Origin of the sequence: Bacillus sp. 166amftsu (assembly GCF_900107445.1) — a bacterium.
GTDB classification, from domain to species: domain Bacteria; phylum Bacillota; class Bacilli; order Bacillales; family Bacillaceae_G; genus Bacillus_A; species Bacillus_A arachidis.
This window is the reverse complement of the sequence record NZ_FNQA01000001.1, coordinates 1,009,095-1,028,758: the sequence shown is the minus strand read 5'-3', so window position 1 is coordinate 1,028,758 and position 19,664 is coordinate 1,009,095. Positions and strand designations below refer to the sequence as shown.

Annotated in this window: 19 protein-coding genes and 1 other annotated feature; of the genes, 12 read left to right on the top strand and 7 right to left on the bottom strand. The window is 38.0% G+C overall.

From position 1 onward, the window contains the following. The first annotated feature begins 27 nt into the window (after positions 1-27). On the top strand, positions 28-1,113 hold the full coding sequence (locus BLV40_RS05660; protein ID WP_090687940.1) for a hypothetical protein: 1,086 nt from the start codon (positions 28-30) through the stop codon (positions 1,111-1,113). A gap of 29 nt (positions 1,114-1,142) precedes the next feature. Here BLV40_RS05660 and BLV40_RS05655 read toward each other — a convergent pair whose 3' ends face one another. From BLV40_RS05655 to acuA, 4 genes are read right to left on the bottom strand one after another with little or no spacing between them, the layout of a single operon-like run. Further along, positions 1,143-2,000: an alpha/beta fold hydrolase gene (locus BLV40_RS05655; RefSeq protein ID WP_026593698.1), complete on the bottom strand. Its 858-nt coding sequence runs from the start codon at positions 1,998-2,000 to the stop codon at positions 1,143-1,145. A gap of 53 nt (positions 2,001-2,053) precedes the next feature. Next, a complete protein-coding gene (locus BLV40_RS05650) occupies positions 2,054-3,220 on the bottom strand; it encodes an acetoin utilization protein AcuC (protein ID WP_090687937.1) in 1,167 nt (388 codons plus the stop codon). Beyond that, the gene (locus BLV40_RS05645) at positions 3,217-3,861 is read right to left on the bottom strand and encodes an acetoin utilization AcuB family protein (protein ID WP_026593696.1); all 645 of its coding nucleotides are present in this window, start codon (positions 3,859-3,861) and stop codon (positions 3,217-3,219) included. Before BLV40_RS05645 ends, BLV40_RS05650 begins: the two co-directional genes overlap by 4 nt. A 17-nt stretch (positions 3,862-3,878) precedes the next feature. Next, on the bottom strand, positions 3,879-4,511 hold the full coding sequence (gene acuA, locus BLV40_RS05640; RefSeq protein WP_026593695.1) for an acetoin utilization protein acetyltransferase AcuA: 633 nt from the start codon (positions 4,509-4,511) through the stop codon (positions 3,879-3,881). A 177-nt stretch (positions 4,512-4,688) separates the two neighbouring features. Here acuA and acsA point away from each other — a divergent pair, with 177 nt between their 5' ends. From acsA to BLV40_RS05615, 4 genes are all read left to right on the top strand, one after another. Continuing rightward, positions 4,689-6,407 carry an acetate--CoA ligase gene (gene acsA, locus BLV40_RS05635; RefSeq protein ID WP_090687934.1) on the top strand — a complete coding sequence of 573 codons (1,719 nt, stop codon included), beginning with the start codon at positions 4,689-4,691 and terminating at the stop codon, positions 6,405-6,407. A 97-nt stretch (positions 6,408-6,504) separates the two neighbouring features. Beyond that, positions 6,505-7,062 (top strand): maltose acetyltransferase domain-containing protein, encoded by a 558-nt coding sequence (locus BLV40_RS05630; RefSeq protein ID WP_026593693.1) that lies wholly within the window; start codon positions 6,505-6,507, stop codon positions 7,060-7,062. A 193-nt stretch (positions 7,063-7,255) separates the two neighbouring features. Beyond that, positions 7,256-7,481 (top strand) — a binding site (T-box leader). A gap of 67 nt (positions 7,482-7,548) precedes the next feature. Then, a complete protein-coding gene (gene tyrS, locus BLV40_RS05620; protein WP_090687932.1) occupies positions 7,549-8,805 on the top strand; it encodes a tyrosine--tRNA ligase in 1,257 nt (418 codons plus the stop codon). 128 nt (positions 8,806-8,933) lie between these two features. Continuing rightward, a complete protein-coding gene (locus tag BLV40_RS05615) occupies positions 8,934-9,065 on the top strand; it encodes a hypothetical protein (RefSeq protein WP_026593691.1) in 132 nt (43 codons plus the stop codon). A gap of 124 nt (positions 9,066-9,189) precedes the next feature. On the opposite strand, the gene rpsD is transcribed toward BLV40_RS05615, so the two are convergent. Continuing rightward, entirely contained in the window at positions 9,190-9,792 is a 603-nt protein-coding gene (rpsD, locus tag BLV40_RS05610; protein ID WP_090687929.1) for a 30S ribosomal protein S4, read from the bottom strand. Positions 9,793-10,141: 349 nt separating this feature from the next. On the opposite strand from rpsD, the gene megL reads away from it, so the two are divergent. After that, entirely contained in the window at positions 10,142-11,332 is a 1,191-nt protein-coding gene (gene megL, locus BLV40_RS05600; protein ID WP_090687926.1) for a methionine gamma-lyase, read from the top strand. A 41-nt stretch (positions 11,333-11,373) separates the two neighbouring features. On the opposite strand, the gene BLV40_RS05595 is transcribed toward megL, so the two are convergent. Beyond that, positions 11,374-11,853, bottom strand: a complete 480-nt coding sequence (locus BLV40_RS05595; protein ID WP_090687923.1) for a GAF domain-containing protein — start codon at positions 11,851-11,853, stop codon at positions 11,374-11,376. Between the two features lie 149 nt (positions 11,854-12,002). Between BLV40_RS05595 and refZ the strand changes: the two genes are divergently transcribed. Beyond that, positions 12,003-12,641 carry a forespore capture DNA-binding protein RefZ gene (refZ, locus tag BLV40_RS05590; protein ID WP_026593687.1) on the top strand — a complete coding sequence of 213 codons (639 nt, stop codon included), beginning with the start codon at positions 12,003-12,005 and terminating at the stop codon, positions 12,639-12,641. 46 nt (positions 12,642-12,687) lie between these two features. Here refZ and BLV40_RS05585 read toward each other — a convergent pair whose 3' ends face one another. Continuing rightward, positions 12,688-13,632 (bottom strand): DMT family transporter, encoded by a 945-nt coding sequence (locus BLV40_RS05585; RefSeq protein WP_090687920.1) that lies wholly within the window; start codon positions 13,630-13,632, stop codon positions 12,688-12,690. A 138-nt stretch (positions 13,633-13,770) separates the two neighbouring features. On the opposite strand from BLV40_RS05585, the gene BLV40_RS05580 reads away from it, so the two are divergent. From BLV40_RS05580 to BLV40_RS05560, 5 genes are all read left to right on the top strand, one after another. Further along, the gene (locus BLV40_RS05580; RefSeq protein WP_090687917.1) at positions 13,771-14,598 is read left to right on the top strand and encodes a LysR family transcriptional regulator; all 828 of its coding nucleotides are present in this window, start codon (positions 13,771-13,773) and stop codon (positions 14,596-14,598) included. Positions 14,599-14,821: 223 nt separating this feature from the next. Then, complete coding sequence (gene ezrA / locus BLV40_RS05575) at positions 14,822-16,531, top strand: septation ring formation regulator EzrA (protein ID WP_090687914.1); 1,710 nt, start codon at positions 14,822-14,824, stop codon at positions 16,529-16,531. Positions 16,532-16,741: 210 nt separating this feature from the next. Next, positions 16,742-17,884 carry a cysteine desulfurase family protein gene (locus BLV40_RS05570; protein WP_090687912.1) on the top strand — a complete coding sequence of 381 codons (1,143 nt, stop codon included), beginning with the start codon at positions 16,742-16,744 and terminating at the stop codon, positions 17,882-17,884. A gap of 6 nt (positions 17,885-17,890) precedes the next feature. Beyond that, positions 17,891-19,102: a tRNA uracil 4-sulfurtransferase ThiI gene (gene thiI / locus BLV40_RS05565; protein WP_026593682.1), complete on the top strand. Its 1,212-nt coding sequence runs from the start codon at positions 17,891-17,893 to the stop codon at positions 19,100-19,102. A gap of 238 nt (positions 19,103-19,340) precedes the next feature. Further along, entirely contained in the window at positions 19,341-19,538 is a 198-nt protein-coding gene (locus BLV40_RS05560; protein WP_017153881.1) for an alpha/beta-type small acid-soluble spore protein, read from the top strand. Positions 19,539-19,664: the final 126 nt, after the last annotated feature.

The following is a 19,664-nucleotide window of genomic DNA, read 5'->3' as shown; positions in this document are numbered from 1 at the left end:
AAATAATCATTTGGAGGTTTGATGAGGATGAAAACAATAAAATTTTTAGTACCAGCTATGATTGGCTTTACAGTAATGGTAACAGGATGTGCGCAAGGGGAAACAAAAGCAGAAGCAAAACAGGAGACAAAACAAGAAGCGAAAAAAGAAAAAAAGAAGCAAAAAGCGCAGATTACAAAATTACAGCCATTAAACGCGATGACATTGCAACTGACATTTTCTAAACCTTTATCAGAAGAAGGGGTGAAATTAGAAAATTTAGAGGCAATTAAGAAAAATTTTGTTTTTGATAATGGTTTAGAAATTGTGAATGTACCACGATTAAAAACAGGTGCCACAAGTACATATATTGTACCTGTTACAGTTCAAAAACCCGGTACAGCATATAAGGTGAGTTATAAAGGTGGAAAAAAAGAGAAATTCGAGGCGAGTACTGAAAAAATTAATGTTCACCAAGCGAAACAAGTGACAAATGATACGTTTGAAATTGAATCATTTTTAGAAGATGGCGTGACAGATTATGCAAACATTATTGAGGCATACAAAGCTGGAAGAGGAGATCAAGCGTTTCAATTAGATGAAGAAAATAAAGATAAAGAAGGAAAACAATATCAAATTATTTCTTCACTACGTGATCGAAAACTAACCATTACATCAAGTGTAGGAGAACAAATTGTAGTAGGGTATGTTCCGTTTACACAAGCCGCAGATGGCAGACAAGCACCTAAGTTTCGTCTACCTGCTGGCCAAACGTTACAACCAGGTGTGACGTATACAATAACATCGGATTGGGCGACGATTAAGAATCCGACTTTTACTGCGGAAACTATTGAGCCACTTGCGATTCAAAGCGCTGAAGCGATAGATAATAAGTCGATCCAAATTACATTAGGGAAAGATCCAAGTATGGAACTGTTTGCTGGGCGAAAAGTAGAATTACAAGGTGAAGATGGAAATCGAGTAGAAGCACAATATCGTTTTTCTTCTCGAAAAGGAGCAGTAGGAATCTTTGATTTACAAAATGGTGCAACGTTGCAGCCAGGTAAGAAATATACAGTTGTACCGATGAATGACTGGGCAACTGCAAATCAGGTGGCGTTTGTAGCGAAATAAAGAAAAATTTTAAACCAGCAGCAAGTGATTTAGTACTTGCTGCTTTCGTGCTGTAATGATTTATAGAAGGTTTTAATGATAGATGCAAAACGATTGCTTTCTTCTAAAAAAGGATAATGGTTACTATACTCAAATGGAATAAATATAGAATTTGGTATACTTTCGTGCATCTCTATTGAATATTGCAAGGGGCACTGAACATCGTGTTTCCCGCAAATAATTAATGTGTTTACTATGATAGATGAAAGCTGATCTTTCAAATCAAAGTGTAGATATTCTTTAGCAAAAGCATTCATTCGACTTACTGCCATTATTTTATAAATAGGTTTTGAAAAATATATTTTGTAGTGTTCGGGTTCATATAAAGATAACTTTGTTCGCTTGGTTGATAATGCACTTCGCTCTTCTTGTGTAAGATGAGAGAGTTTCAGTTCTTCGATAATGTCTTGCATATATTGAAATTGTGGATGGTCTGGATGATAAATACAATCTGGTGTTTTTGTGTAGTTACTAGCAGCGGCACCGACAACAACTAAGGATTGCAAGGAGTCTGGGAAAGTAATAGCGTATAGCAGTCCAAGCATCCCTCCTGTAGAATGACCAGCGAAATGCCATGATGAAAATTGTAATGTTTCTTTTATAGCCTCTAAGTCTTTAATTGTCTCACTCATGCTTAATTCATTTTCCCTTGTAGCTTTCGTAGAACGACCAGCATCTCGCAAGTTGATAAGAAAAACACGGTGAGTAAGAGTAAAGCTCTCCGCAAAATAATCACCGGTTTCGTTAAATTGTGAGTAATGATGAGTAATACAAAGTGGTTCTCCGCTGCCTTTTATAAAGATTTCAAAAGTACCGCGTTTCGTATGTATGAGTTGTCCTTTCCACATAAGATATCACCTTTCATGAAAAAGAATAGGAGAAAACCTCCTATTCTTGTAAATTAATATAAAGCCTTTTTCGTATTATTCCGAATAATCTCGAGGCATTTTGCCACTGTTAATGCATTTTTTTCTTCAATTTCTGGTTTTCGAGGGATGGGGTTATACATGTTGTTAGGGTCTTCCCATGTAAGCGGAAGTCGGGTAGGTGCTTGTCCTTTCCAAGCTTCAATCCATTCTGGAGGGAGATAACCTGAGATGTTTTGGATGTTGTTCATTTCGAGCCAAATGAGCGCCCATGCTCTTGGAACGACGCGCCATATGTCGTAGCCGCCACCGCCAACCGCAATCCAGCGTCCATCGCAGTACTCATTGGCGATTTCATGAGCAAGCTTTGGAATTTCATGATAAATTTGCATCGTTGCACAAAGGTGAGTAAGGGGATCATAATAATGTGCATCGGCTCCGTTTTGCGTTAAAATGATATCCGGTTTAAAGTAAGCTGCGACTTCTTTTACAACAGTGCGATAAGAATGTAAAAAAGATTCGTCTTCTGTAAAGGCATCGAGTGGAACGTTAAAAGAATAACCGTAGCCCATGCCTTGGCCGCGTTCATTTACAGCACCGGTTCCAGGAAATAAATAGCGCCCGGTTTCATGTAGTGAAATGGTGCAGACGTTAGGGTCATCATAAAAAGACCATTGTACACCATCACCGTGATGGGCATCTGTATCAATGTATAAAACGCGCAAGCCATATTTTTTCTGCATATATTTTATAGCGATAGAGCTATCGTTATAAATACAAAAACCGGATGCTTTACCTCGGAATCCGTGGTGCAGTCCACCGCCTAAATTTAATGCATGCTTTACTTGACCTGAAAGTACGGCATCTACAGCTGTTAATGTCCCACCAACAAGTAAGGCACTTGCTTCATGCATATTGGGAAACATGGGTGTATCTTCTGTCCCAAGACCATATGAAATTGCGACTGATTGTTCTAATTTTCCTTCTCCAGCACGTTTTACCGCATTTATGTATTCCTCTGTATGAATGAAAGCAATCTCCTCATCTGTTGCCATTCGCGGTGGAATGACTTGAGAAGGATGAATAAGCCCGCTTTTTTCTAATAAATCGTAAGTGAGTGTAACGCGGAGCTGATTAAAGGGATGTTCAGGGCTAAAGGAATAGCCCCGAAAATCATCTGAATAAATGAAGGCGCTCGTCATGCTTGCATCCCCATTATATTTGGCCATAAAACATGGTAGCCTTTTTTCTCCAACGCTTCAATCACTCTTAGCGGATTCATTGTTTGGATGCGGAAAACGAGTACTTTCTCATTCTCATCTTTTGCTGGATAGACGAGAACGCTCACAATATTAATGTGTAATTCACTAAAAATCGCAACGACTTTTCCAAGAATACCAGGTTCATTTTTTACTTGAATTTCAATTTGTGAACTTGGTTGATGAGCACCTGTTAGCTTGACGAGTGTATGCAATACTGTGGATTCCGATATGATTCCAACAAGTTTACCACCCTTTGTAACAGGAAGACAGCCGATTTTATTTTCAAAAAATAGCGTTGCAATTTCCTCAACAAAATCGAGAGGATGGCATGTCATAACAGGTTGTTTCATAATTAATTGAATCGGTTGCTTAAGCATATCCTTTGAAACTTCTTCATCGAGAATTGAGGGACTTGCATCACGTACGTCGCGGTCGGAAATAATGCCGACTACGTTGTTGTTATGACCAACAATTGGAATGTGACGAATGCCCTTTGTACGTATTGTTCGGATTGCGGTTTCAATTGTGTCATCTGGTTGCAGTGTAATTACATCATGATTCATAATTTCTTCTACAATCATTCCATATGCCCCCTTTCTTAGTACATAAACCGATTTTGAAAGCGTAAGCGGTCAAATGCTTGGATGGAGTTTGTATCAACACGGTTGCCAATGCGGACCATTAAGCAGTTAGCAGGGTGAGAACAAATTTCTGGGTCATCCGTTGCCATCCATTGTAAGCCACCAGCATTCATCATTTTCTCCATCACTTTTCGGTATTCCCAAACATTTAAACCAGTTTGTTTTAAATCCCAGTGCCAATAATATTCAGTCGTTAATATAATATAATCTTCCATATGATCATCCATCATAGAAACTTCTAATAGATTTTTTCCAACAGAGCATCCGCGAAATGCTGGAACGACCTCAATTGCTCCAAGTTCAATTAAATCGTCCATTTTTCCTTCTGACCATCGTTCTAATGGATCCGGATATAGGTATGTAACATAGCCAACAATCGTTTGATCATGTCTAGCAATAATGAGACGAGCTTCTGGTAATTTAGAAATTTCGACAATTGCTTTATATTGTTGTTCGGCAGGACGGAATGCAACTAAATCTGGATGAAATTCATACATTTCAAGATTATGGGTGGACACAGGACCTTCGATAATTAAGGTTCCTTTTGCTGTTTTTAAGTTTCTTGCATTATATATTTTTTTATGAATCAATGTTTTGCTCACCACCTTGAGGGTTTGTGAATCTACTTTATATCGTATCTTACAGTATATGCGATGTGAATCGAATTTTGTCAGTAAAAATTTGTCTAAAAATCAACAAAAATACTGAAAATTTTAAATAATGTTATTATAATAGATAATAGAATACATAGGAGGGGGATGTAAAGTATGAAAGTAGAAACACTTCCTGTTATTAAAGGAGAAAATAATTTGCTTGATTATAAAGAAGCATATGCAAATTTCAACTGGGAAGAGGTTAATAAAAACTTTTCTTGGTTTGAAACAGGCCGAGTAAACATGGCATATGAGGCAATTGATAGACATGCGAAATCTGATCGGAAAAATAAAGTGGCCCTTTATTATCAAGACGGATCGCGTAAAGAGAAATATACGTTTAAAGAAATGAAGGAGTTCTCCAACAAAGCGGGAAATGTCCTGAAAAACTATGGTGATGTAGAAAAAGGCGATCGCGTCTTTATTTTTATGCCGCGTTCACCAGAATTATATTTTGCACTTCTCGGTGCAGTGAAATTAGGAGCGATTGTTGGCCCGTTATTTGAAGCATTTATGGAAGGGGCAGTACGCGATCGCTTAGAAGATAGCGAAGCAAAAGTGCTAATTACAACACCTGAATTGTTAGAGCGTGTTCCGCTTAATGATTTACCAGCGTTAAAAACAGTCTTTCTTGTTGGAGAGAATGTAGAAGAAGGCGGAAAACTTGTTGCGTTTAATCCATTATTTGAACAAGCTTCTAATAAGTTGCAAATTGAATGGTTAGACCGCGAAGATGGATTAATTCTTCATTATACGTCCGGTTCTACAGGGAAGCCAAAGGGCGTTCTCCATGCGCAAAATGCGATGGTGCAGCATTATCAAACGGCAAAATGGGTGCTCGATTTAAAAGAAGACGATGTATACTGGTGCACAGCTGACCCAGGCTGGGTGACAGGAACTGCCTACGGCATTTTTGCACCGTGGTTAGTAGGTGGATCAAATGTCGTTTTAGGAGGACGCTTTAGCCCAGCGGCATGGTACGAAGCGTTGCAAGATTACGGTGTAACAGTTTGGTACAGTGCACCAACAGCATTCCGCATGTTAATGGGAGCTGGCGACGGAGAAATTAAGAAGTACGATTTATCAGCACTACGTCACGTACTAAGTGTTGGTGAACCATTAAACCCAGAAGTAATTCGCTGGGGAATGAACGCATTCGGCCTTCGAATTCATGATACATGGTGGATGACAGAAACAGGAGGACAAGTAATCTGTAACTATCCTTGTATGGAAATTCGCCCTGGTTCAATGGGGAAACCAATTCCAGGTGTGAAGGCAGCAATTGTTGATAATGAAGGAAATGAAGTGCCGCCATATACAATGGGGAACTTAGCGATTGCTAAGGGATGGCCATCAATGATGCGCGCTGTTTGGAACAATCCGCAAAAATATGAGTCTTACTTTATGCCAGGAGATTGGTATGTATCGGGTGACTCTGCTTATATGGATGAAGATGGCTACTTCTGGTTCCAAGGACGTATTGATGATGTAATCATGACGTCTGGTGAGCGTGTTGGCCCATTTGAAGTAGAAAGTAAATTAATTGAACACTCTGCAGTAGCAGAAGCGGGTGTAATTGGTATTCCAGACCCAGTGCGCGGTGAAATTATTAAAGCATTTATCGCGCTACGCGCAGGATATGAAGCATCTGATGAATTAAAAGAAGAGATTCGTCAATTTGTGAAAAAAGGCTTAGCAGCTCATGCAGCGCCGAGACAAATTGAATTCCGCGATAAATTACCGAAAACGAGAAGTGGTAAAATTATGCGACGCGTGTTAAAAGCGTGGGAGCTAAACTTACCAACAGGTGATTTATCAACAATGGAAGATTAAGAGAAAAAGGTCTGAATGGATATTTCATTTAGACCTTTCTTTTTTGTGTTATCATAAGGAAAATAACTTATATATACGTGTTTGGGGGAAGGGAATCATGAAACCGGAAAAAGAAAAGATGATCCAAGGTGAAATGTACGTACCAGCTGATCCAGTATTAGTACAAGACAGGGAACTGGCTCGTATATTAACAAGAAAATTAAATGAAACACCGGAAACAAAGTCTGAAGAACGTAGTTTGCTAGTAAAAGAATTGTTTGGATCCACAGGTGACAACATTCACATTGAATCTTCTTTCAAATGTGATTACGGCTATAACATTCATGTTGGTGAAAATTTTTACGCGAACTTTGATTGTGTCATTTTAGATGTATGTCCAGTTACTATTGGTGATAACTGTATGTTAGCTCCTGGTGTACATATTTATACGGCTACACATCCGCTTGATCCAATTGAGCGCATAAGCGGTGCTGAATTTGGTAAACCAGTTACAATAGGAAATAACGTATGGATTGGCGGACGAGCGATTATTAATCCTGGTGTCACAATTGGTGACAATGCCGTTATTGCTTCTGGTGCAGTTGTAACGAAGGATGTTCCTGAAAATGTTGTAGTTGGTGGGAATCCTGCGAAAATCATTAAAAAAATAAATTGAATTTTGAACCAGTTGTCTCCTTTGTTTGTATAAGTTTATGATTGTCTTTCATGTTTCACTATTAGCTGGTGTTCCAATTCTTTCTCTTATTACGATATTAATCGCGAGTTTGTAAAGGAATGGAAGACTAAGAAACTTCCACCTCTATTTGACACGCCTATACAAATAATGATATAAAGAAAAGTATATAAATAATTGAGCGTGGAAAGGGAGAAGTAGTGATCATTTCCCTGTTTTAGAGAGCTGATGGTCGGTGAAAATCAGCACATAGATGATCGCGAATTACGCCCCTAGAGCATCTTTTTTCGATTGAATTGTATTCAAAAGGGAAAAGACGGTGCTGAGCCGTTATGTGAATGAGGTGGTAGGCTTTTGCTTGCAACTAGGGTGGTAACGCGATAATCAAAATCGTCCCTTATTTGAGGGGCGATTTTTTTATGTTTTCAAATTTCGCGCTCGATTAATTTAAAGGAGAGTATGTAGGATATGGGTATTTTACAAGATCTTGAATTTCGCGGACTAATTAATCAGCAAACAGATGCTGAAGGTTTACAACAATTATTAGAAAAAGAAAGTGTAAAATTATACTGTGGCTTTGACCCAACAGCGGACAGCTTACACATCGGTCATATGCTACCAGTATTAATGTTACGTCGTTTCCAATTAGCTGGTCATCAACCAATCGCACTTGTTGGTGGCGGTACAGGAATGATCGGAGACCCAAGTGGTAAAAAAGCAGAACGTACATTAAATACGAAAGATACAGTTGCTTACTACACAGAAAGCATTAAAAATCAGCTTTCAAACTTCTTAGAGTTTGAAAATGTAGAAAACCCAGCAACAATGGCAAATAACTATGACTGGCTTGGGAATTTAGATGTAATTACATTTTTACGTGACATCGGTAAAAACTTCGGTTTAAACTACATGTTAGCAAAAGATACAGTTGCATCTCGTTTAGAAACAGGTATTTCATTTACTGAATTTAGTTATATGATTTTACAATCATACGACTTCTTAAATCTATATCAACAACAAGGTTGCCGTCTGCAAATTGGTGGTAGTGACCAATGGGGTAACATTACAGCGGGTCTTGAATTAATTCGTAAATCAGAAGAAGATGCGAAAGCATTCGGTTTAACAATTCCACTTGTTACAAAATCTGATGGTACGAAGTTTGGTAAAACAGAAGGCGGCGCGATTTGGTTAGACCCAGAAAAAACAACGCCTTACGAGTTCTACCAATTCTGGATTAACACAGATGATCGCGATGTTGTAAAATATTTAAAATACTTCACGTTCTTATCTCATGAAGAAATTCTTGAGCTAGAAAAACAAGTAGCTGAAGCACCAGAAAAACGTGCAGCGCAAAAAGCATTAGCTTCTGAAATGACAAAACTTGTTCACGGGGCGGAAGCGTTAGAGCAAGCTATTAAAATTTCTGCAGCTTTATTTAGCGGTTCTGTAGCTGAATTAACTGCAAGCGAAATCGAGCAAGGTTTCAAAGATGTACCATCTGTAGAGCGTAGTGCAGAAGATACAGTATTAATCGATTTGCTTGTTGAAAGCAAAATTTCACCATCAAAGCGTCAAGCACGTGAAGATGTGACAAATGGTGCAATTTACGTAAACGGTGAGCGTACACAAGCATTGGATTATGTTGTAACAGAAAAAGACCGCATCGAAGGTAGATTTACAATTATCCGCCGCGGTAAAAAGAAATATTTCTTAATTCGTTACTAATAAAAAGCTTTGAGGAGATTTATCCTCAAAGCTTTTTTTGTTTTAATCTCCTTTTCATGTTCATACGAAAATCACATGTAAGGAGTATCATAAGAGTATAAGTAAAAAGAAAGGAGTGGTAAAACAAAATGTCACTAGAAGCGCTCATCATCTTTTCTTTGCTAAATGCGGGGCAGCTTGCTGAGAATACAAAAGGTGATATACATACAAGTCCAAAGGATGCCTATGTGTATGTGGAGAAACAAGAAGAAAATAAATAATATTATTATATATATAAGGAAATTCAAAAAGGAGGATAAAGATAGCAAGCAGCTATCTTTATCCTCCTTTTTAAACAGCACTATAAGAACGAAAAAAGCCGATCCGAAGATCGGCTTTTTGTCATTAACGAGAGTAGTACTCTACGATTAATGCTTCGTTGATTTCAGCAGCTAATTCAGCACGCTCTGCATGGCGAGTGAAAGTAGCTTCTAATTTGTCAGCATCGAAAGTTAAGTACTCAGGTACGAAGTTGTTAACTTCGATTGCTTCTTTGATTACAGCTAGGCTGCGAGATTTTTCGCGAACGCTAATTGTTTGACCTGGTTTAACACGGAAAGATGGGATGTCTACGCGAGCGCCATCTACCATGATGTGACCGTGGTTTACTAATTGACGAGCAGCGCGACGAGTGCGAGCTAAGCCCATGCGGTAAACTAGGTTGTCAAGACGAGCTTCAAGAAGGATCATGAAGTTTTCACCGTGTTTACCTGACATTTTACCTGCTTGGTCAAATGTGCGACGGAATTGACGCTCAGTCATGCCGTACATGTGACGAAGTTTTTGTTTCTCTTGTAATTGTAAACCGTATTCAGAAAGTTTCTTACGTTGGTTAGGACCGTGAGGACCTGGTGCGTAAGGGCGTTTTTCTAATTCTTTACCTGTGCCGCTTAGAGAGATTCCAAGACGACGAGACAGTTTCCAAGCTGGACCTGTATAACGAGCCATAGTTGACTCCTCCTTTAGTGTTTTTATTTTCGTAAAATAAAAACAGGCGTAATTGATATTTACGGGTATTTTGTTTTCATGTACCTTCGCTCCAGCAGCTGGGAGTTACGAGATACACCTCACAACAGAGGAACAAAATACAAACGATAAACTCATATTACAAGGCTGCCTTTTTATTTTACACAAACGCTATTATATCTTTTTGCTGGAATTTCGTCAAGCGAGTTCTTTTTTGTTTTATTCATGGAAATTGTGGAAATTGCAAGAAGGAATTCGAAGCCGTATGAAAGAAAGGATAGCAACATAGAGAAAACGCTTACATAAAATAGAACATAAGGGGGATGTTTGTATGAAAAAGAAACATATAGAAACAGCGCTTATTCATCACGGGTATGATTCCAAGCTGCATAAAGGGAGTTTAACGCCACCACTATTTCAAACTTCAACGTATACATTTGAAACAGCGCAGCAAGGAGAAGCGAGTTTCGCTGGGCAGGATCCATCTTATATTTATTCGAGACTTGGAAATCCGACTGTGGAATTGTTCGAGGATCGCATGGCTGTTTTAGAAGGGGGAGAATCGGCGCTAGCGTTCGGTTCTGGAATGGCAGCGATTTCGGCGACACTTCTTGCGTTTTTACGTGCTGGAGATCATATCATTTGCTCGAATGGATTATATGGGTGTACGTACGGGTTTTTAGAAGTACTAGAAGAGAAATTTATGATTACCCATTCACTATGTGATATGGAAACAGAAGAAGAGATTGAGTCAAGCATACGTCCGAATACGAAAATAATATTTGTTGAAACACCAATTAATCCAACAATGAGACTGATCGATTTAGAGAAGGTTATTAAAGTGGCAAAACAAAATGAATTGCTTGTCATTGTCGATAATACATTTTGCTCACCTTATTTACAAACACCTCTTACACTTGGCTGTGATGTTGTTCTTCATAGTGCTACGAAATATATTGGTGGCCATGGGGATGTTGTTGCAGGTGTGACGGTTTGTAAAACGAGGGAACTAGCTGAACAAATTCGCCCGATTCGAAAAGATATTGGGGGGATTATGGCACCTTTTGATGCGTGGCTCTTGCTACGTGGGTTAAAGACGCTAGCTGTACGAATGGATCGACACTGTGAGAATGCAGAAAAAGTAGTAGAGTTTTTGCGGAATCACGAAAGTGTTGCATCAGTTTGGTATCCAGAAGGAGAACTAGCATCTCACCAAATGAAACGCGGGGGCGGTGTGATTTCATTTACGATTAAAGGTGGAAAAGAAGAAGCACAGGCGTTCATGAATGAGTTGCAATTCATTACAATTGCAGTGAGTCTCGGTGACACAGAGACGTTAGTGCAACATCCAGCAACGATGACGCACGCTGTTATTCCAGCGGCAGTACGACATGAAATGGGGATTTTTGATAATTTAATACGCTTGTCTGTCGGATTAGAATCATGGGAGGATATTGTTTCTGATTTAGCGTACGCGTTACAGAAGCTATCGAATACATTTTCTCATGTGAATGGAGAATGAAAAATGAGCCATCGATTTACGGAATCGATGGCTCTTCTCTTTTACATATGTTTTAGGAGCGTTTCCACAAATTTCTCTAAATAGTGTTGATCTACTTCATCGAAACGGTTTTTTTCGGGACTATCAATATCTAGTACGCCGATGACGTTGCCTTCTTGTATAATCGGTACAACAATTTCGGAATTAGAGGCGCTATCACATGCGATATGCCCTGGGAATTGATGAACATCTGCAACAAGCTGTGTTGTTTTTGTTTCAGCTGCTACGCCGCAAACACCGCGCCCAAATGGGATGCGAACGCATGCTGGCATTCCTTGAAATGGTCCAAGTACAAGCCCTGTTCCTTCTGTTACATAAAAGCCAACCCAGTTAATACGCTCTAAGAATTGATTTAAAAGAGCTGAAGCATTTGCTAAGTTAGCAACTACATTTGATTCACCAGTTAACAATGCATTAAGTTGCTTAATTACCGTTTCGTATTGCTCTTCACGTGAGCCTGTATAACTTTCTTTTGTAAACATGGAAACGTCACCCTTTCTATCGAGAAATGTAAAATCATAGCAAAATACGCTGTATTTCATATGACTTTGTCGATAGAAAATTAAAGGAATTTGTCTTAAAAGTCAAGAAATTTAAACTATAGCTGTTCAGAGTGAGAGGAAGTGAGCACGTGAAGCAGACGAAACAAAAAGTAATTGATGCGGCAATTTCGTTGTTTTACACGAAAGGGTATGATGGGACATCGGTGCGCGATATTGCAAAGCGGGCGAATGTGAATGTGGCTAATATTTCATATTATTTTGCTGGAAAGAAAGGTTTATTAGAACAGCTTATAACGGATTTTTTAGAAGGATATATCGGAGTAATTGAGAGGGCATTTGAACAAAGAGAGTACTTACCAGCTAAAGAAGTGTTGAATCAAATTGTACGAGGCATTTTGCGCTATCAGTTTGAACATAGGGAACTTACTCGATTCTTTTACCGTGAGCTTTCACTTGATACAACGTTAATCCGGGAAGTGATGACTGTTTATTTTTCTAAAGAAAGATATTATATAGAGCAAATCATTAAGCAGGGACAAATGCAGCAGGAGTTTCAGAAAGTGTCTTTTACAATGTTTATGACGCAATTAAAGGGTATGATAAACATGCCATATTTATATCCGCAATATATAACAGAAGTCTTGCATTCGTTTCCGTCAGAAACATTCTTTTTGGAAATGTATACGAAAGAAGTAGAGCAATGGATGGAACAAACATTATGTAGACTACATATGTATTATCCTCTGCCGCGAGCAGTTCATATGTAGAATACCCCCGCCATATTGTAGGTGGGGGTATTTTGTGGCGTGTGTTTCAAGGCTTAATTTCCTCTTGTATACGTTCTTGTTTTCGTTGCCATAAGTTGTTGCATAGTAAAGCGATAATTGTAATTATCGCTCCAATTATTTCAATTATTTCAATTTGATAGCCCCGAAAAATGGAACCTATAAGTGCGAGCACAGGGACTAAGTTCATAAATAAGATGCCGTTAATAGAAGAAATAAGGCGATTTCCCATGTTCCAGCAAAAGACGGCGACAACACCAGCGATAATGGACATATACAATAGTTCAAATCGAACTGTAGCGATTGTATAAAATGTAGGTATAGAAATGAATTTCATATATGTTAGTACAATGACAGTACAAACTAACGAAATGGATCCAAATAAACATGTGAGTGTTGTATAGCGAAGTGGCGACCAAGTTGGAAAATGAGAACCGCCGTTTGTGTAAATAACCCAACAAATAACGCCAGAGAGCATAAGTATATTTGTTGAAACATGTCCTGCTGCTCCAAATAACATATGAATATTACCTTTGGAAATAACAAGTAGCACACCTATCAGTGCACAAAACATACAAAGGAATGTATAGTTTTGTGGTTTTTTCTTCTTTAAGACCCATTGTAATAATAAAGCGAGTATTGGCATAAGAGACTGAATCATGGCTGCGTGAATAGCCCCAGAAGGTCCTGCCAATTGCTGTCCGTAGAAAACAAGAAATCCGTATCCAGCAAAACCGACTGTACCATAGAATAATAAATAGAAGGCTTGTTTTTCTAAGTGAAAGGCGCTTTTTCCTTCAATTATGAAGAGAAGAATAATAAAAATGATAGCTGCTGATCCGTAACGAAAAGTAGTAAAAAAGAATGGATCAATAAATTGTAGAGCGCTGGCCATAACTGGAAACATAAATCCCCAAGCTGTTACAGCGAGTAAGCATAAAAGAGAGCCAAATAGTATTTGTTTTTTATCCACGAGTATCTTTCTCCTTCTTATTTCGATATAGTGAGTTCATAAAAATAAGCATGAGATGAGTATAGCGCTCACTTTCTATGGACAGGAAATATTGATTTGTTATAGCGGTTATAACTTTTGGTTAGAGGTGTATATCAGATGGATTTTGAAGCAGTACAATCGTTTATTGAGGTGAAACATACGAGAAGTTTATCGAAAGCGAGTAAACGTCTGCATATTTCACAGCCAGCCCTTAGTAAACAAATTCAAAGATTAGAGGCGGATTTAGAAGTTAAATTATTAAAACGTTCTACACAAGGAGTGGAGTTAACAGATGCTGGAGAGCTATTTATAAAACGTATTGAGCCAATTATAGAACAAATAAATGAAGTGAAGGGAGAGCTGAAAGAGTATCAAGAAAAGAAAAAGATTTCAATTGGAGTATTGCCAAGTTTAGCTGCTCATTACATATCAAAATGTAAGAGTATATTAGAAACATACGAAGTAGAGTGGCAAATTGAACATACGAAAGTGTTAATGGAGTTATTCCGTGAGAGAAAGATTGATGCAATGTTAATTGATTCGGAAGTGGAAGGAGCCAAGTTTGTAAAAGAAGTAAAAAGAGAAAGTATTGTTTGCGTGGTTTCAAATGAACATGCTTATAAAGACGAACATACGATTCAAATAAAGAATTTACAGCATGAAAAACTTATTATTTATCCGGAAATTTGTGATATCAGAAAAATGATTATGACAACATTCAAAGGAATGGGTGTTAAACCTACTATTGCTGTAGAAACATCATACGCAGAGCCGATGCTTGCGATGGTTCGGGCTGGCCTTGGTATTACGTTATTACCAGAAATTGCAGTGAAGCAAGCTATGCAAGCTGGGATTCGTGTTATGCATGTGGAACCAACGTTAACGAGAGTAATTTATTTTATATCACATAGGGAAGAGATGTCCTTATTAAAGGCGTTACAGTAAATATTTGAAAAAGAGATACAGAAATTTTTAGGAAGTAATATTACAAACGGATCAAAAGAAACATGAAATTTTAAAAAAAACTAGGTCAAAAACACGTCATTACATGATATGATTAGTACATTGTTAGTTGTTAAATATAGGGGATTCCCCTTTTTGTACATAATGCCTTCCATTTCATAAACGGAACGGACAAAAAAAGAGATATAATAGGAGGCTAATTTACATGGATTCTATCCTGACGATCGTTATCATCGTAGTAAGCTCTATTCTAGTGCTGCTCATGATAGAGCTCGTGATAAGAAATCGTTTATATAAAGATATTGAAGCACTTGAGCAGTGGAAACAAGAAATAAAAGATAAACCTGTTGCAGATGAGTTGAAACGGGTTAAGGATTTAAATATGACTGGCCAAACAGAAGAATTGTTTGGGAAATGGCGTGAAGAATGGGATGAAATTGTTACAAACCTTCTACCAAAAGCTGATAAAACATTAGAAAGCGCCCAAAAGTCAGCCTCACAATTTTCCTTCCGAAAAGCAAAGCGTTTGATGAGTGAATCCATTCGTGATTTAGATGAAGCGGATAACCGCATTATGGAGATTTTAAATGAGCTGCAACAATTGTTAGAGAGCTATGAGAAAAATAGTTCGGAAATTGAAGAGTTACGTGATACATATCGTAGTATGAAAAAAAGTGTACTTGCTCATCGTCATATGTTTGGAAAATCTGAACAGAAAATTGAAGAGTTACTTGATATAGAACTGGCGAAATTTCAAGAATTTGATGAGACAACAGAAAACGGTGATTATTTAAAGGCGCGTGACATTGTAAAAAGTTTGGAAGATGGATTAGCGAGCTTAGAAGTTATCATTCATGAAGTTCCTGATCTATTAGTCGAGTGTCAAGCGACATTACCAGTACAATTAGATGATTTATTACAAGGTCATGATGATATGAAGCGTCAAGGATATGTATTAAATCATTTAGAAATCCCTAAAGAATTACGAGATATGAACAAACAACTACAAACATGTCTGATTGATTTGGAAGAACTTCATATAACAGAAGCTAATGAGAAAATAGAGGGATTAAAAAAGCGTCTGGATACGTTGTATGATCAATTAGAACAAGAAGTGCATGCGAAGCATTATGTAGAGAAAAAATCAGTTACAGTTTATGAAGATTTAGAGGAAATTCATGAAAAAGCAATTGAAACAAAATCCGAAACGCAATTTGTGAAACAAAGCTATCAGTTGCAAGATAAAGATATTGAGTCACAAAAATTGATTGAAAAACAAATGCATATTTTAATGAAGCGCTTTGAGGTATTGCAATTACGTATTGCTGAGCAAGATATTGCTTTCTCTGTCATTCGTGAAGAACTGGAAGAGATTTATGAGCAATGTGAAACATTAAAGGTCCTTCATGTAGAATATAAAGAGATGTTGCAAACGATGCGTAAAGAAGAATTTGAGGCGCGTGAAAAGTTACAAGAAATGCGTCATATGATTGTAGAAGCAAAACGCTTTATGCAAAAGTCTAACTTACCAGGTCTTCCAGAAAGCATTATGGAAGATTTACAAAGAGGGCAAGAGGCAATGCAAGGTGTTTATGGACAGTTAGAATTAAAGCCGCTGAATATGCAGGTTGTAAATAGCATGTTAGAAGAAGCATATGCAATCGTAAATGGTGTATATGAAAAAACGCAGGAGTTAATTGGACAGGCGTATTTAGTAGAAAAGCTAATCCAGTATGGTAATCGTTATCGTAGTCATGATACGGATTTATCCCAAAGCTTAGAGAATGCAGAGAGATTGTTCCGTGAATATGAATATGATGCTGCATTAGAACAAGCAGCTTCTGTTTTAGAACAACTTGAACCTGGTGTTGTTCAAAAGATTGCTGAATTTGTAGACAGCGAACAAACCCCTTGATGAAAAAGGGGTTTGTTTTTTTGTGCTGGATTTGTGTAAATTCTAGAGCGATATTGCTATAATGAATAGCGGAATACAGCAGTGTTTTTCGTTTCAAAATATAAAATTATGCTTGTATATTAAAAAATGAAACCTTTGAGTATGTTTAGCGTAATTACACGTGTTTGTGATATGATTATATGATGTGACAGCGCTGAAAGGAGAAGAACGATGATCTATTTTGATAATAGTGCGACAACGAAACCATATCCAGAAGTCCTTCAATCGTATGTAACGGTTGCAGGAAAATACTTTGGGAATCCTTCTTCTATTCATTCGCTCGGGGGAGAAGCAGAGCGTTTATTAACACAATCAAGAACGATTGCAGCGCAGCTTCTTCATGTTAAACCTTCCGAAATTATCTTCACATCGGGTGGAACGGAAGGAAATAACCTTGCGATTAAAGGAATAGCGATGAGGAATCGCTCTCGTGGTAAACATATTATTACAACAAATATTGAACACGCGTCTGTGTTTGAAGCATATAAACAATTAGAAGGGCTCGGTTTTGATGTAACATACTTACCTGTAAATGAACATGGTATTGTATCAGTAGAAAATGTAAAACGAGCGCTTCGTGAGGATACAATTCTTGTTTCAATGATTCATGTTAATAATGAAACAGGAGCGATTCAGCCTATTTCTGAAGTTGGTAAATTGCTAGCGAACTATCCGAAAATAAGATTCCATGTAGATCACGTGCAAGGGATCGGAAAAGTACCGCTTGATCTATATGCCTCGCATATTGATCTTTGTTCGATATCGGGACATAAATTTCATAGCGTAAAGGGAACTGGACTTTTATATGTACGCGATGGAGTAAGATTAGATCCGATTTTATCAGGTGGTCAGCAGGAGCTCCGTTATCGTTCTGGTACAGAGAATTTACCTGGTATTGTGGCAATGGTAAAAGCATTGCGTATGACAATGGAACATATGAAAGAAAAAAGTGACCGTTTACAGAAGTTACAAGCAGAGCTTGTCCGTTTCTTTGAGGGCATGGAAGATGTAACGATTAATACATCCCTTCAATATGCAGCACCGCATATTTTAAATGTATCATTCGTTGGTTTAAAACCAGAAGTAGTGGTTCATGCTCTAGAAGAACGAGACGTATATGTATCAACAAAATCAGCTTGTTCTTCAAAAGTAAATGAAGTAAGCCGCGTGTTAGAGTCAATGGGCGTGCCGCGTGCAGCAGCAGCAAGTGCAATTCGCATTAGTTTAGCATCTGAAAATACGATGGAAGAAGTAATGCAATTCGAAGAAATTATAAAAGAAACATTACCAAAATTATACGAAGTGATGAGGTAAAGAAACATGATGAAATATGAATATATTTTAGTGCGTTACGGTGAAATGACGACAAAAGGAAAAAACCGTTCTAAGTTTGTAAACACGTTAAAAGAGAACGTGAAATTTAAATTAAAGAAATTCCCAAATATCAAAATCGATGCAACACATGATCGCATGTACATTCAATTAAATGGTGAAGATCATGAGGCGATTGCAGAGAGATTACAAGACGTATTTGGTATTCATAAGTTTAATTTAGCGATGAAAGTACCATCAGAACTAGAAGAGATTAAAAAAGGTGCGCTAGCGGCTTTCTTACAAGTAAAAGGCGATGTGAAAACATTTAAAATTACAGTGCACCGTTCTTATAAACATTTCCCAATGCGAACGATGGAATTACTTCCTGAGATTGGCGGGTATATTTTAGATAATACAGAAGACATCACAGTGGACGTTCACAATCCAGATGTAAATGTTCGCGTAGAAATTCGCAGTGGTTATAGCTACATTATGTGTGATGAGCGCATGGGCGCAGGTGGATTACCAGTTGGTGTTGGAGGAAAAGTTATGGTGCTTCTTTCTGGCGGAATCGATAGTCCAGTAGCTGCGTTCTTAACAATGAAGCGCGGTGTATCAGTGGAGGCAGTTCACTTCCATAGTCCACCTTTTACAAGTGAGCGTGCGAAGCAAAAAGTAATTGATTTAGCCCAAGAGTTAACGAAATACTGCAAACGTTTGACGCTTCACCTTGTTCCGTTTACGGAAGTGCAAAAAACAATTAATAAAGAAATTCCATCTAGTTATTCTATGACAGTAATGCGCCGTATGATGATGCGTATTACAGAGCGCATTGCAGAAGAGCGTAATGCACTTGCAATTACAACGGGTGAAAGTCTTGGACAAGTAGCGAGCCAAACGTTAGATAGTATGCATACAATTAATGAAGTGACAAACTATCCAGTAATTCGTCCGCTTATTACGATGGACAAACTAGAAATTATTAAAATTGCAAATCAAATTGGAACATATGATATTTCGATTCGTCCGTATGAAGACTGCTGTACAGTATTCACACCAGCGAGCCCAGCGACAAAACCGAAGCGTGAAAAAGCAAATCGCTTTGAATCAAAATATGACTTTACACCACTTATTGAAGCTGCTGTTGCTAATACAGAAAAAATAGTACTACAAACAGTAGAAGTGGCTGAAGAAGAACAATTTGAAGATCTTTTCTAAAAGTGTTTGTTCAAAAGGAGGATAAAGAGAGCTTAGCAGTTCGAGACGCGGAGGTCAGGAGGATGCGGCGTGTAGAGTGAACTACATGAGTACTGGACTGGCGACGAAGGCGAAGAAATACGGCAGTTATCTTTACCGGACTTTTTGAATATCTTTTGAAACCATAAATTACCATATCTGAAAATGTATGAAGTCCTATGGTTTATCACACTCTATACTCACAAGGAGGTGATACCATATGGCACGAAGCACAAATAAATTAGCGGTTCCTGGTGCTGAATCAGCATTAGACCAAATGAAATACGAAATCGCTCAAGAGTTCGGTGTTCAACTTGGAGCTGATTCAACATCTCGCGCTAACGGATCTGTTGGTGGCGAAATTACAAAACGTCTAGTTTCACTAGCTGAGCAACAATTAGGCGGTTTCCACAAATAATCCCATATATGATGGCTTAGAAGGAGCGGATTTTCCCGCTCCTTCTTTTTTGTCGAAATACCATTAAAAAATTTGTCAAAAGAAGAGGGTTCAAAATTTACTGAAAATTCTTTATTATAGAAGGGA